The organism is Photobacterium rosenbergii (genome assembly GCF_003026455.1).
Taxonomy (GTDB): domain Bacteria; phylum Pseudomonadota; class Gammaproteobacteria; order Enterobacterales; family Vibrionaceae; genus Photobacterium; species Photobacterium rosenbergii.
Map to the genome: position 1 here is coordinate 26,036 of NZ_PYMB01000032.1, position 18,143 is coordinate 44,178.

14 protein-coding genes and 16 tRNA genes are annotated in these 18,143 nt (G+C 51.9%); 4 read left to right on the forward strand and 26 right to left on the reverse strand.

Annotation, left to right across the window (positions count from 1 at the left end; genetic code table 11):
- Nucleotides 1-50 precede the first annotated feature (50 nt).
- Together C9J01_RS26885 and C9J01_RS26890 are read left to right on the forward strand one after the other, a co-directional pair.
- Nucleotides 51-983: an ABC transporter ATP-binding protein gene (locus C9J01_RS26885; protein ID WP_107301159.1), complete on the forward strand. Its 933-nt coding sequence runs from the start codon at nucleotides 51-53 to the stop codon at nucleotides 981-983.
- The gene (locus tag C9J01_RS26890; protein ID WP_107301160.1) at nucleotides 980-1,750 is read left to right on the forward strand and encodes an ABC transporter permease; all 771 of its coding nucleotides are present in this window, start codon (nucleotides 980-982) and stop codon (nucleotides 1,748-1,750) included. Before C9J01_RS26885 ends, C9J01_RS26890 begins: the two co-directional genes overlap by 4 nt.
- Before the next feature lie 64 nt (nucleotides 1,751-1,814).
- On the opposite strand, the gene panC is transcribed toward C9J01_RS26890, so the two are convergent.
- The 8 genes from panC to thpR all read right to left on the reverse strand — a co-directional run bounded on the left by panC (nucleotide 1,815) and on the right by thpR (nucleotide 8,435).
- The gene (panC, locus tag C9J01_RS26895; RefSeq protein ID WP_107301161.1) at nucleotides 1,815-2,693 is read right to left on the reverse strand and encodes a pantoate--beta-alanine ligase; all 879 of its coding nucleotides are present in this window, start codon (nucleotides 2,691-2,693) and stop codon (nucleotides 1,815-1,817) included.
- A gap of 9 nt (nucleotides 2,694-2,702) precedes the next feature.
- Complete coding sequence (gene panB, locus C9J01_RS26900) at nucleotides 2,703-3,497, reverse strand: 3-methyl-2-oxobutanoate hydroxymethyltransferase (RefSeq protein ID WP_107301162.1); 795 nt, start codon at nucleotides 3,495-3,497, stop codon at nucleotides 2,703-2,705.
- A 28-nt stretch (nucleotides 3,498-3,525) separates the two neighbouring features.
- Nucleotides 3,526-4,011 carry a 2-amino-4-hydroxy-6-hydroxymethyldihydropteridine diphosphokinase gene (folK, locus tag C9J01_RS26905; RefSeq protein WP_107301163.1) on the reverse strand — a complete coding sequence of 162 codons (486 nt, stop codon included), beginning with the start codon at nucleotides 4,009-4,011 and terminating at the stop codon, nucleotides 3,526-3,528.
- Nucleotides 4,008-5,429: a polynucleotide adenylyltransferase PcnB gene (pcnB, locus tag C9J01_RS26910; RefSeq protein ID WP_107301164.1), complete on the reverse strand. Its 1,422-nt coding sequence runs from the start codon at nucleotides 5,427-5,429 to the stop codon at nucleotides 4,008-4,010. Before pcnB ends, folK begins: the two co-directional genes overlap by 4 nt.
- 166 nt (nucleotides 5,430-5,595) lie before the next feature.
- Entirely contained in the window at nucleotides 5,596-6,489 is an 894-nt protein-coding gene (gene gluQRS / locus C9J01_RS26915; RefSeq protein ID WP_107301165.1) for a tRNA glutamyl-Q(34) synthetase GluQRS, read from the reverse strand.
- Nucleotides 6,490-6,560: 71 nt separating this feature from the next.
- On the reverse strand, nucleotides 6,561-7,010 hold the full coding sequence (gene dksA / locus C9J01_RS26920; protein ID WP_107301166.1) for an RNA polymerase-binding protein DksA: 450 nt from the start codon (nucleotides 7,008-7,010) through the stop codon (nucleotides 6,561-6,563).
- A gap of 136 nt (nucleotides 7,011-7,146) precedes the next feature.
- A complete protein-coding gene (gene sfsA, locus C9J01_RS26925; RefSeq protein WP_107301167.1) occupies nucleotides 7,147-7,860 on the reverse strand; it encodes a DNA/RNA nuclease SfsA in 714 nt (237 codons plus the stop codon).
- 23 nt (nucleotides 7,861-7,883) lie between these two features.
- Entirely contained in the window at nucleotides 7,884-8,435 is a 552-nt protein-coding gene (thpR, locus tag C9J01_RS26930; RefSeq protein ID WP_107301168.1) for an RNA 2',3'-cyclic phosphodiesterase, read from the reverse strand.
- Between the two features lie 58 nt (nucleotides 8,436-8,493).
- Here thpR and hrpB point away from each other — a divergent pair, with 58 nt between their 5' ends.
- Nucleotides 8,494-10,959, forward strand: a complete 2,466-nt coding sequence (hrpB, locus tag C9J01_RS26935) for an ATP-dependent helicase HrpB (RefSeq protein ID WP_107301169.1) — start codon at nucleotides 8,494-8,496, stop codon at nucleotides 10,957-10,959.
- 15 nt (nucleotides 10,960-10,974) lie between these two features.
- Entirely contained in the window at nucleotides 10,975-13,458 is a 2,484-nt protein-coding gene (gene mrcB / locus C9J01_RS26940; protein WP_419687923.1) for a penicillin-binding protein 1B, read from the forward strand.
- An 82-nt stretch (nucleotides 13,459-13,540) separates the two neighbouring features.
- Here mrcB and C9J01_RS26945 read toward each other — a convergent pair whose 3' ends face one another.
- The 18 genes from C9J01_RS26945 to C9J01_RS27035 all read right to left on the reverse strand — a co-directional run bounded on the left by C9J01_RS26945 (nucleotide 13,541) and on the right by C9J01_RS27035 (nucleotide 18,132).
- Nucleotides 13,541-14,797 carry a cyclic di-GMP phosphodiesterase gene (locus tag C9J01_RS26945; RefSeq protein WP_107301171.1) on the reverse strand — a complete coding sequence of 419 codons (1,257 nt, stop codon included), beginning with the start codon at nucleotides 14,795-14,797 and terminating at the stop codon, nucleotides 13,541-13,543.
- 140 nt (nucleotides 14,798-14,937) lie between these two features.
- A tRNA-Thr gene (locus C9J01_RS26950) sits at nucleotides 14,938-15,013 on the reverse strand.
- Nucleotides 15,014-15,057: 44 nt separating this feature from the next.
- Nucleotides 15,058-15,133, reverse strand: a tRNA-Asn gene (locus tag C9J01_RS26955).
- Nucleotides 15,134-15,183: 50 nt separating this feature from the next.
- Nucleotides 15,184-15,259 (reverse strand) — tRNA-Phe (locus tag C9J01_RS26960).
- 52 nt (nucleotides 15,260-15,311) lie between these two features.
- Nucleotides 15,312-15,387, reverse strand: a tRNA-Thr gene (locus C9J01_RS26965).
- Nucleotides 15,388-15,520: 133 nt separating this feature from the next.
- Nucleotides 15,521-15,596, reverse strand: a tRNA-Asn gene (locus C9J01_RS26970).
- A 48-nt stretch (nucleotides 15,597-15,644) separates the two neighbouring features.
- Nucleotides 15,645-15,720: transfer RNA gene (locus C9J01_RS26975), tRNA-Phe, on the reverse strand.
- Between the two features lie 52 nt (nucleotides 15,721-15,772).
- Nucleotides 15,773-15,848 (reverse strand) — tRNA-Thr (locus tag C9J01_RS26980).
- A gap of 132 nt (nucleotides 15,849-15,980) precedes the next feature.
- Nucleotides 15,981-16,056 (reverse strand) — tRNA-Asn (locus C9J01_RS26985).
- 45 nt (nucleotides 16,057-16,101) lie between these two features.
- A tRNA-Phe gene (locus C9J01_RS26990) sits at nucleotides 16,102-16,177 on the reverse strand.
- A gap of 133 nt (nucleotides 16,178-16,310) precedes the next feature.
- Entirely contained in the window at nucleotides 16,311-16,940 is a 630-nt protein-coding gene (locus tag C9J01_RS26995) for a glutathione S-transferase family protein (protein WP_107301172.1), read from the reverse strand.
- 439 nt (nucleotides 16,941-17,379) lie between these two features.
- A tRNA-Asn gene (locus C9J01_RS27005) sits at nucleotides 17,380-17,455 on the reverse strand.
- Nucleotides 17,456-17,504: 49 nt separating this feature from the next.
- Nucleotides 17,505-17,580 (reverse strand) — tRNA-Phe (locus C9J01_RS27010).
- 52 nt (nucleotides 17,581-17,632) lie between these two features.
- A tRNA-Thr gene (locus C9J01_RS27015) sits at nucleotides 17,633-17,708 on the reverse strand.
- A 10-nt stretch (nucleotides 17,709-17,718) separates the two neighbouring features.
- Nucleotides 17,719-17,794 (reverse strand) — tRNA-Asn (locus C9J01_RS27020).
- A 47-nt stretch (nucleotides 17,795-17,841) separates the two neighbouring features.
- A tRNA-Phe gene (locus C9J01_RS27025) sits at nucleotides 17,842-17,917 on the reverse strand.
- A gap of 53 nt (nucleotides 17,918-17,970) precedes the next feature.
- A tRNA-Thr gene (locus C9J01_RS27030) sits at nucleotides 17,971-18,046 on the reverse strand.
- A 10-nt stretch (nucleotides 18,047-18,056) separates the two neighbouring features.
- Nucleotides 18,057-18,132 (reverse strand) — tRNA-Asn (locus C9J01_RS27035).
- Nucleotides 18,133-18,143 lie beyond the last annotated feature (11 nt).

The window sequence follows — 18,143 nt, forward strand, 5'->3', positions numbered from 1 at the left end:
AAATCGGAGTAGTTGTCCGAAGAAAGTTTCTAACATTAAGATCGCATTTTATGAACGCTTTGGAAATACAAAATTTAAACAAAACCTATAAAGGTGGCGTTAATGCACTGAAAAATATGAGCCTATGTGTTAAGGAAGGCGACTTTTTTGCGCTTCTAGGCCCAAACGGTGCTGGTAAATCAACCACAATTGGCATTATTAGCTCGCTGGTAAACAAAACCTCGGGTGAGGTGAAGGTGTTCGGTTATGACCTGGATACCCAGATCGTTGAAGCCAAAAAACAGCTGGGCTTGGTGCCGCAGGAATTTAACTTCAACCAGTTCGAGACCGTTGAGCAGATCGTGATCAACCAGGCCGGGTATTACGGGGTTGAGAAGGAACTGGCGAAAGAAAGGGCGAAAAAATACCTATCCCAGCTCGACTTGTGGGGCAAGCGTAAAGAGCGTGCCCGTAACCTGTCGGGCGGGATGAAACGCCGTTTGATGATTGCCCGTGCCCTGATGCATGAGCCACGCCTACTGATCCTCGATGAGCCAACTGCCGGGGTGGATATTGAGCTGCGTCGCTCGATGTGGGATTTCCTACGTGAGATCAACCGCCAAGGGGTGACGATAATCCTGACCACCCACTACCTGGAAGAAGCCGAGATGCTATGTCGCAACATCGGTATTATCAATCACGGTGAGCTTATCGAGAACACGTCGATGAAAGCGCTGCTTGGTAAGCTCGAGGTTGAAACCTTCATCCTTGATGTCAAATTGAACGGTAATAAACCCGTACTGGAAGATATCAACTGGAAGCTGCCGGATAACCATACCCTTGAAGTGGATATCAACAAAGGGGATAGCCTCAACCATGTGTTTAGCCTACTGACAGAGCAGGGGATCGACGTTATCTCTATGCGCAACAAGGCTAACCGTCTAGAAGAATTGTTCGTGACGCTGGTGGCTAACAGCAAGAGTAAGCAAGGAGTCCAATCATGAATCGGCAGTACTGGATTGCCTTCAAAAGCTTGATCACCAAAGAAGTCAACCGCTTTGCCCGGATCTGGGTACAGACCATGGTGCCGCCGGCAATTACTATGACCCTGTACTTCGTGATCTTCGGTAGCTTGATCGGTAGCCGGATAGGTGAGATGGGCGGTTTTAGCTACATGGAATACATTGTACCCGGCCTGATTATGATGTCGGTGATCACCAACTCCTACTCCAATGTAGCGTCGTCGTTCTTCAGTGCCAAGTTCCAGCACAATATCGAGGAGTTGCTGGTGGCGCCGGTGCCGAACTACATCATCATTGCCGGCTTTGTCGGTGGTGGGGTCTTGCGCGGCCTTGGTGTGGGTGTGATTGTCTCCGTGGTTTCCCTACTGTTTGTCGACCTGCAAATCGCTCATTTTGGCGTTATTGTCGCCACCGTATTGATGACCTCTGTGGTGTTCTCGCTAGGCGGTTTGATCAATGCTGTTTTTGCCAAGACGTTTGATGATATCAGTATTATCCCGACCTTCGTGCTGACACCGCTAACATACTTGGGTGGGGTGTTCTACTCACTGAGTTTGCTGCCGGAGTTCTGGCAGGGGGTGTCAAAGCTGAACCCAATCGTCTACATGGTCAATGCCTTCCGTTACGGCTTCCTTGGCGTATCGGATGTTGGTATCGGTACGTCGTTTGCCGTATTGGGCGTGTTTACCGTTATCCTTTACAGCATCTGCTATTACCTGATCTCGCGTGGTATTGGTCTGCGTTCATAAGTTAGGTATCCCGAAAACAAAAATCCCGGCCAAGGCCGGGATTTTTTTATTACTGGAATGCTGCTTATTCTTCTGTTGCTGCAGCTGTTGCAGTGCTTAGCTCAACCACCTGGTTGTCGATAAGGCGGGCTTTGCCGAGGAAGGCAGACATCAGGATCACGGCCTGCTGGGTCTCTTCACTGATAGGCTGAAGGCTGATGGCATCGCGGATATAGATTTCATCCGGTTGTAGGCCGGCAGCGCGCAACTGGTCGTTGGCATCAACCACGATTTCGGCGTAGTCGCTACGGCCGCCGCGCATCTGGCTGCTGATCCAACGCATAGTGCGGGCCAGTACTGGCGCACGTTGGCGCTCATCAACGGTTAGGTAACCGTTGCGTGAGCTCATGGCCAGGCCGTCCATTTCACGAACAGTGGCAACGCCGACAACTTCGATATCCATCGCAAGGTCGATCACCATCTGGCGGATCAGGGCTAGCTGCTGGTAGTCTTTTTCACCAAAGCAGGCAATATCCGGCTGAACAATGTTGAACAGCTTGGTCACAATCGTCGAAACACCACGGAAATGACTTGGACGCAGGGCACCTTCAAGCATGGTCGATAGACCCGGGACTTCAACGAAAGTCTGGCGGTCCAGGCCTTCCGGATACATGATGTCCGGGGTTGGAGTGAAGACCAGTTCAACGCCTTCGTTGTTCAACTTGGCAAGGTCTTCTTCCATGGTGCGCGGGTAGTTGTCGAGATCGTCTGCCTTGTCGAACTGCATCGGATTGACAAAAATGCTAACCACAACCACATCTGCCATTTCACGGGCCTTGCGGACCAGTGTCAGGTGGCCTTCATGCAGGTTTCCCATTGTCGGTACGAAAGCAATCCGACGGCCTTCACGGCGCCAGCTTCGGATTTGCTCGCGGATCTGGGCAATCTCGGCGAATGTTTGCATTTTTATTCCTTATTCAAAGGTATGTTCTGGGCCAGGGAAAGTGCCGGCCTCGACATCTTCTAGGTATTTGGTGACGGCTGCGCGCATCTCGCCGGTTTCTGCCAGGTAGTTCTTGGAGAAACGAGGGATATAGTTAGCTGAAATCCCGAACATATCGTGCATGACCAAGATCTGGCCATCAGTCACATTGCCAGCACCGATACCGATCACCGGTACCTCAACGGCCTTGGTGATACGCTCTGCCAGGCTGGCCGGTACGCACTCCAGCAAGATAATTTGTGCACCCGCGTTTTTCAGCAGGATAGCATCTTTTACCATCTGCTCAGCGTGGTCGGAGTCACGTCCTTGCACTTTGTAGCCACCAAAAATATTGACAGATTGAGGGGTTAGCCCCAAATGCGCACAGACAGGCACAGCACGTTCGGTCAATTTGGTCACAGTTTCTGCCAACCAACCGCCGCCTTCGAGCTTCACCATGTTGGCACCGGCACGCATTAGTGTCGCGGCATTCTCACAAGCCTGCTCTGGGGTGGCATAGCTCATAAATGGCATATCGGCCATCAGCAGTGAGTTTGGACTACCGGCACGAACCGCACGGGTATGGTAGGCAATATCCTCTACCGTTACCGGAAGGGTGTCAGGCTTGCCTTGCAGTACCATGCCTAGTGAGTCGCCGACCAGCATCACTGGTACGCCTTGCTGTTCGAACAGCTGGGAAAAGCTGGCATCGTAAGCGGTAACCGAGGCAAATTTACGACCTTCCTGCTTCCATGTCATCAGGTCGTTGATAGTGATCTTTTTCATGTGTTCTCCCTTTAATCCTGAGAAATGGTTACTGAGACCAGATGCTCAGCCCGTTACGGTCTACCTGCTCCAGCAGTGTTTTAAGCGGAGTGTGGTCGGGTAGTACCAGCTCAGGGGCAATTTCCGCGAGTGGGTAAAGCACAAACTCACGGACTTTCATTCCGTAATGCGGCACTGTCAGGCGCTCGCAGTGGTGTTCAAGGTCGCCGTACAGGACGATATCGAGATCCAGGGTACGTGGTCCCCAGCGTTCGGCCTTGCGGACCCGGCCATGCTCTTGCTCGATGGACTGGGTGCAATCTAGCAAAGCCAGTGGGCTTAGCTTGGTCTCGACAGCGATGACGGCATTGATGTAGTCAGGCTGGTCCTGCGGGCCCATTGGTGTGCTGCTGTAGAGTGAGGACACGGCTACAACATTGAGATCGGGGTGCTGCTTGAGCACCTCGATCGCACTTTGGGCCTGGGCGACAGGATCGGCAAGGTTACTGCCGATAGCAATATAGGCTAGGGTCATGACGATTTAGCCTGTGGTTTCTTGCGGCGCTGTTGCGGGCGGCGACGGCGACGGCGAGGGGCGCCAGAGCCACCTTCGTTGATCTGCTGCACCATCTTGCTGCGCTGGTTGCGGTCACCGTGCTGGAACTTGTCCCACCATTGGGCCAACTCGGCAATGTCTTCACTTTCGAAATTACCACGCATCTCCAGGAAGTCGAAGGCGGCGCGGAATTTCGGGTGCTCCATCATCTTGAAGGCACGTTTGCCGCTGCGGCGGTTGAAACGGGTCTGCTGCTGCCAGATATCACGGATAGTCGTGGTAAAGCGACGCGGGATAGCAATCGTCTTGACCTGCTCATCGAGAATATCGTTAGCGGCGACCATAAAGGCGTCATAGTAGGCCAGGCCGCTGGCAAAGGCGACTTCCTCGGCACGGGTAACCAGCGGGTACCACAGCATGGCTGCGAACATGAAGGCTGGGTTAACACGCTTGCCGTCGGCAATACGCTTATCGGTTGCCGATAGGATGTGTTCGATCATCTGCTCGGTCTGGCTGCTGTGATCTTCAGTGAAGTGTTCAGACAGAAGCGGGAACAGTTGCTGGAACAAGTTGTATTCGCGCAGCAGTTTGTAGGTCTGTAGACCGTCACCTGACTGTAGCAACTTGAGGCTTTCTTCGAACAGGCGGGCAGCCGGAATGTCCTGCAGCAGGGTCGACAGCGGCTTGATAGGATCTGCTGTGTTCGGTTCGATATCCATGTCCAGCTTGGCGGCAAAGCGCACGGCACGCAGCATACGCACCGGGTCTTCGCGGTAGCGGGTTTCCGGATCGCCGATCAGGCGGATGATACGGTTATCAAGATCTTCTACCCCGTTGACGTAATCGGCAACGCTGAAATCCTTGATGCTGTAGTAGAGCGCATTGATGGTGAAATCACGGCGCTCGGCATCTTCTTCGATGCTGCCGTAGACATTGTCACGCAGCAGCATGCCTTCCTGGCTCTGGGCCGAGACATTCTTCTTGTCCTTGATGCTCGGCTTGGCATCGGAGTGGTGGCCACGGAAGGTGGCGACTTCAATGACGTCTCTGCCGAACAGAATATGGGCCAAGCGGAAGCGACGGCCAATCAGGCGACAGTTGCGGAACAACTGCTTGATTTGCTCCGGTGTCGCGTTGGTGGCAATGTCGAAGTCTTTTGGCTGTTTGTCCAACAGGAGATCGCGAACACCACCACCGACCAGATATGCGTCATATCCGGCTTTATTTAGGCGGTAAAGGACTTTCAGCGCATTCTCGCTGATATCTTTACGTGAAATACCGTGCTCTTGGCGCTGATAAACTTGCAAGGCGAGTTCCTCATGGTCGAGATCACTTGCGTCTCGATTCAGTACCTTACGGCAAAAGCTGGCGACTCGATTAAAGATAATACACCTCATTTATGTGGGTCGGATTCAACAAACAGCCGCATATCATATATCACAGCAGGCCATTTTAGAATCCTAGCGCTTGTTTCCCCCGCATTTTGGCGGCAATTTGCGGGCATTTCGGGGGCAGCAAGGCGGTTAACGTTTAGCTGGGCGACAATACTGCAGAAGCTTGGTTTCAACCGTGTGAAGGGTCGAAAGTTATCGCTGTGGTTGCCGGCAGGTTAGCTATCTGCCAATGGGCAATTCCCCAGCACAAAATCTCTCGGGTTGTCGAGCTAGCCAGATCTGTTGGTGGCTGCAAGCCTAAGAATCGCATCGCTTCGACCAGCGCCGGTCTTGGGTTGGCCTTGTCGATGGCCGGGGCATGGTTCTGCTTCGAGAGCTTGTTGCCGTTTTCGGTCACTGCCAGTGGCAAGTGCAGGTAACTCACTTCAGGTTGACCGAGCAGCCGATAGAGGCCTATCTGGCGGCCGGTTGGCTCAATTAAGTCTGCGCCGCGGACAACCTCAGTGATCCCCTGCTCAATGTCATCCAGTACTACTGCCAGATTATAGGCGAACAGGCCATCGCGGCGGCGGATAATGAAATCCTCTTCGGCCAGTGGTGCCGGGATATTGATATGGCCATGCAGTAGGTCATCGAAGACTAATACGGGCTCATCGACCTTGAGGCGGATGGCGTGTCCAGCAGCCTGGAGCTGCTTGTCACGGCAGTTACCCGGATAGAAGCCCCCAGCTTGCTTGATTTGCTTACGGGTACATTGGCAGTAATAGGCCTGTTGGTCGGCCAGCCAGGCATTAATCTGGGCTTGGTAGGCGTCGTGACGCTGGCTTTGGTACATGATCCCACCGTCCCATTCGAGGCCATAGGCTTCGAGGGTATGTAGGATATCATCCGCAGCACCGGGCATTTCCCGAGGCGGATCCAGATCTTCCATCCTAACTAGCCAGGTGCCTTGCTGGGCTTTGGCTTGCAGATAGCTACCCAAGGCAGCAACCAGTGAGCCGAAGTGCAGGGGACCTGATGGGGATGGGGCGAAACGGCCAATATAGTGCTTGTTTGTACTCATAAGAAAATCAATCAAAACGAAAAAGGGAGCTAGCGCTCCCTCTTGACTATCATGGTGCTGTACGAATCGTACTAGCCTGCCATCTGCTTTTCTTTGATTTCAGCCAGCGTCTTACAGTCGATACATAGGTCGGCTGTTGGACGGGCTTCCAGACGGCGGATACCAATCTCGATACCGCAAGATTCACAGAAACCGAAGTCATCATCTTCAATGCGCTGAAGGGTTTTCTCGATTTTCTTGATCAATTTACGTTCGCGGTCGCGGTTGCGAAGCTCTAGGCTGAACTCTTCTTCCTGAGCGGCGCGGTCAACGGGATCTGGGAAGTTGGCTGCTTCGTCCTGCATGTGGTTTACAGTACGATCAACTTCTTCACGTAACTGGTTGCGCCAAGCACCAAGAATCTTACGGAAGTGCTCTAGCTGAGCTTCACCCATGTATTCTTCGCCAGCCTTTTCCTGATAAGGTTCAACCCCAGCAATAGCCAGGATGCCTAGCGATTTTTTAACGTTGCTCTCTGGCATATAGCATCTCCTAATATACCTAATAACCGTCACTGGTTAAATTTGGGCGGTATCTATAGCAGAAAGGGAGTGGTGTGGCAATTGCTGCATATATTCAATTTTATACCAATGTGAAGAAACCATCACTTTGCGGTACTTACTGGTTGAATTTTATGCGATGCGCGAGGTAGAGTTCCGTTGGGTTCAATACCGCCTTGTAACACAGGATCTCTACGCCAGCCCGCTCTGCTTGTTGTATTAATGAAAAGTAGTCCGGGTCTATATGGTGTGCCGCAGATACTTTTTCAATCCCTGAATGTAAAATTGCGAAAAAAAGTATGGCACGTTCACCGTTTTGTGCCACTTCAATTAATTCTCGCAGGTGCTTTTGCCCCCGGGTTGTTACTGCGTCCGGGAAAAAACCTTGCCCTTCCTTTCCTTGGTCCAGCAGAGTGACACTCTTTACTTCAATATAGCAATCAGGTTTTGATTCGTCTTGTAATAAAACATCTATCCTGCTGTTTTCACTACCATACTTAACTTCGGTGCGAAGTGATGAATAGCCTGCCAATTCTGTGATGACATTCTTGTTAATGGCCTCGACTACCAAGCGGTTGGCCTGTGCGGTGTTGACGCAGATAGTATGCCCTTCTTTAGTTTGAGAAAGCTCCCAGCTGTTCGGATATTTCCGCTTTGGGTTATCAGAAGTGGAATACCACACGGTATTACCCGGCTCGGCACACCCTGTCATAGCACCGGTATTGGCACAGTGGATGGTGGTGGTTGAGCCGTCGGGCAAGGTGATGTCGGCGAGAAAACGCTTGTAGCGTTTGATGAGGGTGGCTGATTGCAGTGGTGCGTTGAACTTCATACCTTGTCCTGTTGTTTTTCTTGCTATTGGCTGCCGAGGGGCCATTTACCAAGCTGGAGGTATTGCACACCTTGGCGGCCGTTATGGCTGACTGGTTTGGAAATATACAGGCCAAAACTGTTGAAGTGAAAGTCTATTTTGCCAACCTGTGGCAATGGTTCGGGGCGTTTTGCTACGGATTTGGCAAGGGTGACATGGGGTTTGTAGGGGCGTGATTCTTGCTCCAAGCCACAATGAAGGGCCAATGCTTTGAGTTGCTGCGCCAGTGTCAGCAATGCCTGCGGCGGCTTATCTGGCGCAACCCAGATGACCTTGCTGCGTTTCCAGTAGCCCAATGTATCTAAATTTAAAGAGAAAGCCGGTGGCGGCGTTAGTTGTCCGGCAGTTGCCACAACCTTTGCTGCCTGCTCGTCAGTCACCATACCGAGAAACGCTAGCGTTATATGGAGGTTGTCGGTGATGACTGGGCGGCCGAATATACCGCATTGTGCCGAAAGCCTAGCGAGGTGTTGAAAGTCATCGCTGCTGCTATCGGGCGATAATGCAAAGAACAGGCGCTGTTTTTTCTCTTTCATATGATTAAGTAAGCTACAATGGCCAAGCCTAAATTGAATATGACACAAGGTGTTCCCATTGTCACAACTGCCTATTGATGACGTGCTCCCTGCACTGCAGACCCAACTCGATGCCCGCGCACAACTGATCCTCAAAGCCCCTCCCGGGGCCGGTAAATCAACCCGCTTGCCTTTGGTTTTGCTACAGCAGGAGGCAGTTGCTGGCAAGATAGTGATGCTCGAGCCGCGCCGCCTGGCAGCCCGGAATATTGCCCGTTACCTTGCCTCACAACTCGGTGAGCAAGTGGGAGAGACGGTAGGTTTAAGGGTTAGGGGGGAAACCCGTGTCAGTAACAAGACCAAGTTGGAAATTGTTACCGAGGGGGTCATGACCCGGATGTTGCAGCAAGATCCTGAGCTGACCGGGATCGACCTGTTGATCTTCGATGAATTTCACGAACGCAGTATCCATGCTGATACCTCACTGGCGCTGGCGCTGGAGGTGCAAGAAGCATTGCGTGATGACCTCAAGTTGCTGGTGATGTCGGCCACGCTGGATGCGGATGCCCTGACAGGGCTACTGCCTGAAGCCGGTTACATTGAGTCTGAAGGTCGTAGTTTCCCCGTTGAATTACGGTACAAGAAGCTGGCGGAAAATACCCACCTTATTGACGCGACAGCAAGAGAGGTATCAACACTGCTGGCTTCGGAGTCTGGTTCGATGTTGGTCTTCTTGCCGGGGGCGGGGGAGATCCGCCGTTTAGCAGAGCAACTGGAAGGGCATCTCGGCAATGATGTGCTGGTGTGCCCTCTCTATGGCCAGTTGACCGGCAACCAGCAACAGCAGGCCATTACGCCTGCACCGAAAGGCAAGCGTAAGGTGGTGTTGGCGACCAATATTGCCGAAACCAGTTTGACCATCGAGGGGATCAGGATGGTGGTGGACTGTGGTTTGGAGCGCATCGCCCAGTGGGACCCGAAAACAGGGATCAGCCGCTTGGAGTCGGTCCGTATAGCCCGTTCTTCTGCCGAGCAGCGGGCAGGCCGTGCCGGCCGCTTGGAGCCGGGGATCTGCTTGCGCCTATACAGCGAGGACATGTTGGCTCGTCAACCAGCAACGCCTCAGCCGGAGATATTGCGGGCTGATCTGACTTCGCTCGCGATGGAATTAGCCCAATGGGGCTGTCAGTCTGCCGCTGATCTACATTGGCTGGACTTACCGCCTGTACCTGCCTTGAAGCAAGCCCATGCGCTACTGGAAGGCCTAGGTGCTATGGACGAAGGTGGTAGGCTGACCGAGATGGGCAGCGCGATACAAAAACTGGGTGTTGAACCCCGCCATGCTGCGATGTTGTTGTTGGCCCAAAAACACGGGAACAAGGCAATGACGACTGCCGCGTTGCTGGTTGCCCTGCTGGAAGAACCGCCTCGGGGCAATAATAATCCGGACTTACACTTCCAGCTTAATTTGGTTGAAAGTGGCAAACAGGCAAGGAGCAAGGCTTACCTGCAGCGGGCATCACAGCATTTGGCAAAATTGGGTGCCAGCAAGGCTGCAATTAAAGTTGCTGGTGAATGGGTAGCCCCTTTGTTGGCTGCAGGCTTCCCTGACCGTATCGCTCTCTCTCGCGGCAAAGACAGCCGCTATCAGCTTGCTAATGGCCAAGGGGCTATGATGATGCCGGATGAACCGCTGGCTGACGAAGAGTTGCTGGTGGTGGCTGATATTATCAAAACCCGCCAAGGGGACAGTAGGATATTTTCAGCTGTTCCAGCTCAGTTATCTGAATTGCAAGACACACTGCCACACCTGTTTGTTTGGCGTGAATGGCTCGATTGGGATGATAAGAAAGGCCGCCTGACTGCAGAGAAGCACTTGTGCTGTGGCAAGCTAATACTTGAACGCCAGTTGATGGGGGAGCCTGACCCGGCCAAGGCCAGCGAAGCTTTACTCAATGCAGTCCAGCGCAAGGGGCTGGGCATTCTGCCGTGGAACAAGAATAGCGAAGGGGTGCTGAATCGCGCCCGCTGCGCTGCCGAATGGCTGCCAGAGTTGGATTTACCTGCGATGGGTGATGAGGCACTGCTAGCCGCGGCGGATGAATGGCTGCTGCCATACATGAACGGGATGAAAACCCTCAAGGCCCTTGAACGGGTTGATCTGCTGGCAGCACTGGAAGCACGATTGGGGTGGGATAAAAAACAGCTGCTTGATCAGGCGCTGCCGACCCATTACAGCGTACCGACAGGCTCACGCTATGCCATTCGCTATCAACCCGGGCAATATCCGGTGCTGGCCGTGAAATTACAGGAAATGTTTGGTGAGAAAGCCTCACCGATGATTGCCAACGGCAAGGTGGCGGTGGTGCTTGAGTTGCTGTCGCCGGCTCAGCGGCCATTACAAATTACCCGTGATTTGGCAGCCTTTTGGCAAGGAGCTTACCGCGAGGTGCAAAAAGAGATGAAAGGGCGTTACCCTAAACACCCGTGGCCGGATGATCCTGCGAACCATGAGCCGACCAAAAAAACCAAGAAATACATGTAGAAATAGATGATCATGATGACAGAGCAAGCAAGGCGTTCGGTGGCTTCAGCACCAAAACAGCAGGCTCCCAAAAAGCCGGCACCCAAGAAGCCCGCAGCGGACAAGGACGGTACCAAGAAACCGGTACGCAAGCGTAAACCGGCTGCGGCAAGCAAGGCTAAGGCAACTACTAAGAAACGTCCGGCCAAATCGACCCGGAGCCGTAAAAAGAGCCCCAAGGGGAAACGGCAGGGGCTGCCGGGCTGGTTCAAGTGGCTGCTTGGTTTTGGCCTGAAGTTATCTGTTGCCATCCTTGCGGTACTGCTGGTGGTTGGTATCTACCTCGATAATATTGTCCGTGACCGTTTTGATGGGCAATTATGGAGTTTGCCCGCGGTTGTATATGGCCGGGTGCTGGACCTGCAACCGGGACAGGCTATTACGTTGGAGGAAGTCCGGCGCGAGCTGGATGTCTTGCAATACCATAAAGTACGAACGCCACAACGCAACGGTGAGTATTCATCGTCTTCGACCCGTATAGAGTTGATCCGTCGCCCGTTCGACTTTTCCGACGGCTACGAGGCAGCGCGGCATATCATGCTGACCTTTGATGGCAGCGAGCTGAAAAGTATTCAGGAGGCTGGCTCCAAGCGTCAGCTTGGCTATTTGCGGATAGAGCCAAAGATGCTGGGGATGCTGGAAACCGGAGAGAGCGAACAGCGCTTATTCCTCCCGCGGGAGCAGTTCCCTGAAGTGCTGGTTGATGCCTTGCTGGTGACAGAAGATCGGGATTTCTACCACCACGATGGTGTTTCGCCTCTGGCGATTGCCCGCGCTATGGTGGTCAACTTGAAGGCGGGTAGGACAGTGCAAGGAGGGAGTACCCTAACCCAGCAACTTGCCAAGAACATGTTCCTCTCACGTGAGCGCTCGTTGTGGCGGAAGGTGAGGGAAGCTTATATCGCCATCATCCTCGATTACCGCTACACCAAAGATCAAATTCTCGAAGCCTACCTCAACGAGATTTACCTTGGGCAAAATGGCGGCAAGGAAGTCCATGGCTTTGGCCTGGGGGCGAGGCTGTACTTTGGCCGTCCGCTGCAGGAGCTGAGGATTGACCAGCAGGCATTGTTGGTAGCGATGGCAAAAGGTCCTTCTTACTACAACCCATGGCGCAACCCTGAGCGTGCCAAACAGCGCCGTGACCTTGTCCTCAGGCTGATGATGGACAACGGCACCCTATCTGGGGAGGATTATGAACTGGCTGCCTCTAGGCCGCTGGATGTCCAGTCCCGGCCAATGATTGCCCGCCGCCAGCCAGCCTACTTCCAGCAGCTACGCCGTGAATTGCAGCAGCGGGTTGGTAATAATTACACGCCAGGTGTTGGTTTGCGTATCTTCAGTACCTTAGATCCCCTATCGCAGAAAGAAGCCGAAGAAGCGGTGGTTAGTATGGTGCCTAAGCTGAAGCAAAAGGCAGGTGTTGGACTTGAAACCGCTTTGGTAGCAGCCGATCGAAGAACTGGTGAAATTAGGGCGATGATTGGTGGCAGTAACCCGGGCTATGCCGGTTTTAACCGGGCATTGGATGCCAGCCGCCAGATCGGCTCTTTGGTCAAGCCAGCGGTGTACCTGGCGGCATTGCGCCATCCTGAGACGTTTTCGCTTGCCACTACAGTTGAAGATAAACCCATCATGCTCAGTGGTAGCAAGGGGAAAAACTGGCAGCCACGTAACTATGACCGCAAGTTCCGGGGAGAAGTGCCGCTGTATTACGCACTGGCAAAATCTCTCAACGTCCCAACGGTTAACTTGGGGATGCAGGTTGGGCTTGATGAAGTGATTGATACCATGGTCGATCTTGGCGTTGATCGCGGTGAAGTGCCTAAGCTACCTTCTATCCTGCTGGGAGCCTTCACGCTGACACCGTTTGAAGTGACTCAGATGTACCAGTCGGTTGCCAGTGGTGGGCTCAAGGCTGACCTGACAGCGTTGAGGGCCGTTGTTGACCAGCAAGGCAACCAACTTTACCAGTGGATGCCAAGGGCTAGCCAGGCTGTCCCTGAGCAAGCGGCTTGGTTGACCACCTACGGCATGAAGAATGTGGTTTCACAAGGGACTGCACGTTTCCTTCAACCACAATTTGGCTGGGCAGCCTTGGCCGGCAAGACAGGTACCACAGATAAGAACCGTGATAGTTGGTATGTCGGTGCCGATGGCCGAGAAGTGGTCACGGTTTGGGTTGGCCGGGATGACAATAAACCGGTTAACCTGACAGGATCGGCAGGTGCGTTGCGTTTGTATGGTGATTACCTCAAACGTCGCCAACCAGAGCGCTTGGCACTGCAATGGCCGCAGAAGCTGACGACAGCCAAGTTCAGCCAGATGCCAAATGGTACCTTGGTGAGGGACTGTGCGGGCCAGCATTCGCTGCCAATGTGGGATCAGGATGGCTCGGTTAAGGGTTATTGCGACGGCAGCAAGCCTGAAGGTTGGATCAAAGAGATGTTTAGCTGGTAAGCCGATTGGCTGATAGCTTTAAATCAAAACGCCCCTGTTTCGGACTTCCGTGACAGGGGCGTTTTATTTTTCTAGAGGGAAGTTAGTCATCGGGATCGAAGTAGAAAGAGATCCGGCTGCGAGGATTGAGGTAAGCATGGACTTTATCCGGCAGCTTACTTGGGTGGATAACCTGTTCGATGCACAAGTGACTCTCTTCCAAGTCAATGATCGGTGCTTCGTTTGACGGAACCGTTGGGTCATAAAGCAAGATATTGGGCGTCAGTAGGCTCTCTGAGTTGACCGAAATCACCAGCCCCAGTTGTTGGTTTGAAAGTTGGACCACGCTACCAGGTGGGTAGACACCAAGTAACCGGATAAGCAGCGCCAGATAATCATTGTTGTATTGTTCTTTTTTGTGCTTGAACAAGTAGGAGAGGGCGCTGTACGGGATCCTCGCTTTCGCTGGGTCCTGGGGGTGACAGAGATTGTCGTAGGCATTGACCACCGCAACAAGCTGAGCTTTGGGATCGATCTGTTCTGCAGTGAGCTGTTTAGGGTAGCCGCTACCGTCAAGCAGTTCATGGTGCTGGCTAAGGATAGGTTTGGCCTGCTCGGGGAAACTATCTGATAAGTTGGCTAAATCGACGCTGTACTTCGGGTGGAGCTTTAAATAGTTCTCTTCTGGCTCGGTGAGTGGTGTTGTCTTGCGGATAATGGCGGTCGGCACCTTAAGTTTGCCCATATCATGGAATAGGGCGCCGATAGCGATAGTTTTGATGTCTTTTCCATCCATACCACTGGAGCGGGCCAGCATCATTGACATGATGGCGACATTGAGTGAATGGCTGTAGATATCTTCGTTCTCACTGCCCTCGTTCATCAAGTGCAGGGCAACATTGTCAGATTCAAGCAGGGCGTCGACCATCTCTTCGACCAGCATCTCTGCCTCTTTAACGGCCGTGACCGGGCGGCTTTTGATCTTTCCTACTATCGAGCGTAGTTGTGCCATCGAACGGGAGAAGTTTTTTTCACAACGTTGCAGTTTGCGCTTGTAGCTCTTCAGCTTCTCTATACGGCCTTGTTTCTCTTTCCATAGCTTATCTGCTTGCTGGTCGAGGAAACGGCTCTCATGCTCGCTGATAGCCTCCAGGGCATTGTCTGGATCAAGGGGTTGAGACTCACTCTTTTCAGGGATCAGGAAGACATGCTTAATCCCTAGGTTTTTAATCAGCCTAATTTGCTGGTTATCTTTGATTTTGAAATGGTTTAGCAGGAAAGGGTGATCGGTCCATTGCACAGGCAGCTTGATATACAGGCCTTCGGTTAAGCGCTCTACAGAAAGTTTGATACTGGCCATGACGTCCGTGCAACGTATTGAAAATAGAGTGCAATTCTACCTAACCGAGTATATTTTCCCAATATGACCAAGGTTGCGTAATGTTTTGGAGGTAAACGACAGGCGAAAAAAAACCTCATCAAAGATGAGGTTTCAAAGGATGGTGCCGACTACCGGAATCGAACTGGTGACCTACTGATTACAAGTCAGTTGCTCTACCTACTGAGCTAAGTCGGCAATTTATTCTTATTATTCAAGCTAATGAAAGCTTAAATTGAAAGTGGCTCCCCCTGCGGGACTCGAACCTGCGACATACGGATTAACAGTCCGCCGTTCTACCAACTGAACTAAGGGGGAATTATCTTTTTTACATCATGTTGCTTATTTCAAGCACCACAATCGAAATATGGTGCCTCGAGGCGGAATCGAACCACCGACACGAGGATTTTCAATCCTCTGCTCTACCGACTGAGCTATCGAGGCAAAGCAAGAGCGGTTAAGACTCTGCTTGCACTTACCGAGGTAAGTAAATAAATGGTGCCGACTACCGGAATCGAACTGGTGACCTACTGATTACAAGTCAGTTGCTCTACCTACTGAGCTAAGTCGGCACACTTAAAGTGGCTCCCCCTGCGTGACTCAACGCGGGCGGCTAGCTCTGAGACAATTACTCGGTACGAGTAACGTCGCAGCCTACAGCTAGAATCCAAGTTTAAGTCATTGACCTAAAGCGTGGACCAAATTTGGCTCCCCCTGCGGGACTCGAACCTGCGACATACGGATTAACAGTCCGCCGTTCTACCAACTGAACTAAGGGGGAATTATCTTTTTACATCATGTTGCTTATTTCAAGCACCATAACTGAATATGGTGCCTCGAGGCGGAATCGAACCACCGACACGAGGATTTTCAATCCTCTGCTCTACCGACTGAGCTATCGAGGCAAAAGCAAGAGCGGTTAAGACTCTGCTTGCACTTACCGAAGTAAGGAATAAATGGTGCCGACTACCGGAATCGAACTGGTGACCTACTGATTACAAGTCAGTTGCTCTACCTACTGAGCTAAGTCGGCACACTAAATTTGCTTCCCCTGCGTGACTCAACGCGGGCGGCTAGCTCTGAGACAATTACTCGGTACGAGTAACGTCGCAGCTTACAGCTAGAATCCAAGTCTAAGTCATTGACTTAAATCGTGGACCAAATTTGGCTCCCCCTGCGGGACTCGAACCTGCGACATACGGATTAACAGTCCGCCGTTCTACCAACTGAACTAAGGGGGAATTATCTTTTAAATCATGTTGCTATCAAGCACCACAATATGAATATGGTGCCTCGAGGCGGAATCGAACCACCGACACGAGGATTTTCAATCCTCTGCTCTACCGACTGAGCTATCGAGGCAACGGGGCGCATTAAAAAGGTTTTCGGCCTTTTCGTCAACGGTTTTTTGAGAAAAATATACTGACTTTGCCTTTTTTGCTCTGATCGCTCGGTTTTTAAACTTATTGTCAACATTAAACGGCTTGTAGCCATGTTATTCGCCATCTAAAAGGGTGCGGTTTTCTCGGTCAAGAGCGCGCGATAGAGCCGGACGACGACTAACAAATTGTCGGTATTTTTCGAGTTTCAGCGGTAGTTTCTGATCAAACTTGACTGCCCAGTTAAGAGTATGGGCCAGTAAAATGTCTGCGACCGTCGGAAAGTGCCCCAATAGATACTCATCACCCTTGAGGCGGCTCTCTGCTACTTTCAGGGCTTTTTTGAATTCCCAGGCTGCTACAGCAAGCATTTCAGGCAGGCGGATTGACTCCGGCAGGGCGAAGCGGTGTTTCCCCATACTCCAAAGAGGTTGTTCCAACTCGGTAATGACATAACTTATCCACTCATGGTGGTTGGCAGATTCCGCTGTACCGGGGGCGGGAAGCCAATGATGGCCGTATTTTTCAGCTAGGTAGAGGCAAATTGCCGAAGACTCGCAGATGGTCACTTCATCGTCAGTCAAACAGGGGACTTTTCCCTGCGGATTTAGGGCTAGGTACTGGGGGGAGCGATGATCATTCTTGGCAAAGTTGACCAGACGGTATTGCCAGTCGAGACCAAGTTCTTCAAGCAGCCAGGAGACACGGAGCGAGCGGGTACGTGGGTAGCCATAAAGAGTGATCATCTTACCTTCCTTGTTTTTTTATTGTTTGCTGTCATTAAAGTTAGCAAAAAACAAACAGCCTGCATGCTACTGGCCGTGGAAGCGTGGCGAGATATTTCGTTTGTCCTTTTTCAGAGACACTGCTGCAGGAGGGAGATCGCCGGTGATCAGGTATTGGCGGTATACACCTTACAAAGAGACATAACGGAGTTACCCATGTTCTGGGTGGGAATGTTCAATAGGGTATGGGTAGATACGAAAAGCCGCGTGAAATGACGGGGACGCCTAGTTACGGCTTTCTCTAGATAAAAAAAAGCCAAGTCTTTCGACTTGGCTTCTTAATGTGTCTCCCCCTGTCGGGACTCAACGTGGCCGACTAGGTCTGAGACAATGGCTTGGCACAAGCCAATCGCAGTTAGATACGAAAAAGCCGCGTCAAATGACACGGCTTTCTCTAAAGTGGCTCCCCCTGCGGGACTCGAACCTGCGACATACGGATTAACAGTCCGCCGTTCTACCAACTGAACTAAGGGGGAATTATCTTTTTACGTTATGTTGCTTTTCAAAAGCACCACAACTTAAATATGGTGCCTCGAGGCGGAATCGAACCACCGACACGAGGATTTTCAATCCTCTGCTCTACCGACTGAGCTATCGAGGCAAAGCAAGAGCGGTTAAGACTCTGCTTGCACTTACCGAAGTAAGTTAATAAATGGTGCCGACTACCGGAATCGAACTGGTGACCTACTGATTACAAGTCAGTTGCTCTACCTACTGAGCTAAGTCGGCACACTTAAAGTGGCTCCCCCTGCGGGACTCGAACCTGCGACATACGGATTAACAGTCCGCCGTTCTACCAACTGAACTAAGGGGGAATTATCTTTTACATCATGTTGCTTATTTCAAGCACCATAACTGAATATGGTGCCTCGAGGCGGAATCGAACCACCGACACGAGGATTTTCAATCCTCTGCTCTACCGACTGAGCTATCGAGGCAAAAGTAGCGATGGTAAGTCTCTACTTTCTCTTACCGAAGTAAGAATAATAAATGGTGCCGACTACCGGAATCGAACTGGTGACCTACTGATTACAAGTCAGTTGCTCTACCTACTGAGCTAAGTCGGCACACTTAAAGTGGCTCCCCCTGCGGGACTCGAACCTGCGACATACGGATTAACAGTCCGCCGTTCTACCAACTGAACTAAGGGGGAATTATCTTTTA

What these genes read in the sequence shown, in the direction of transcription:
- folK (WP_107301163.1), bottom strand. Translation starts at nt 4,011, where the DNA reads ATGACCCTAGCCTATATTGCTATCGGCAGTAACCTTGCCGATCCTGTC.
- thpR (WP_107301168.1), bottom strand. Translation starts at nt 8,435, where the DNA reads ATGAAAGAGAAAAAACAGCGCCTGTTCTTTGCATTATCGCCCGATAGC.
- panC (WP_107301161.1), bottom strand. Translation starts at nt 2,693, where the DNA reads ATGCAAACATTCGCCGAGATTGCCCAGATCCGCGAGCAAATCCGAAGC.
- mrcB (WP_419687923.1), top strand. Translation starts at nt 10,975, where the DNA reads ATGACAGAGCAAGCAAGGCGTTCGGTGGCTTCAGCACCAAAACAGCAG.
- pcnB (WP_107301164.1), bottom strand. Translation starts at nt 5,429, where the DNA reads ATGAGGTGTATTATCTTTAATCGAGTCGCCAGCTTTTGCCGTAAGGTA.
- C9J01_RS26995 (WP_107301172.1), bottom strand. Translation starts at nt 16,940, where the DNA reads ATGATCACTCTTTATGGCTACCCACGTACCCGCTCGCTCCGTGTCTCC.
- panB (WP_107301162.1), bottom strand. Translation starts at nt 3,497, where the DNA reads ATGAAAAAGATCACTATCAACGACCTGATGACATGGAAGCAGGAAGGT.
- C9J01_RS26885 (WP_107301159.1), top strand. Translation starts at nt 51, where the DNA reads ATGAACGCTTTGGAAATACAAAATTTAAACAAAACCTATAAAGGTGGC.
- gluQRS (WP_107301165.1), bottom strand. Translation starts at nt 6,489, where the DNA reads ATGAGTACAAACAAGCACTATATTGGCCGTTTCGCCCCATCCCCATCA.
- C9J01_RS26945 (WP_107301171.1), bottom strand. Translation starts at nt 14,797, where the DNA reads ATGGCCAGTATCAAACTTTCTGTAGAGCGCTTAACCGAAGGCCTGTAT.
- dksA (WP_107301166.1), bottom strand. Translation starts at nt 7,010, where the DNA reads ATGCCAGAGAGCAACGTTAAAAAATCGCTAGGCATCCTGGCTATTGCT.
- C9J01_RS26890 (WP_107301160.1), top strand. Translation starts at nt 980, where the DNA reads ATGAATCGGCAGTACTGGATTGCCTTCAAAAGCTTGATCACCAAAGAA.
- sfsA (WP_107301167.1), bottom strand. Translation starts at nt 7,860, where the DNA reads ATGAAGTTCAACGCACCACTGCAATCAGCCACCCTCATCAAACGCTAC.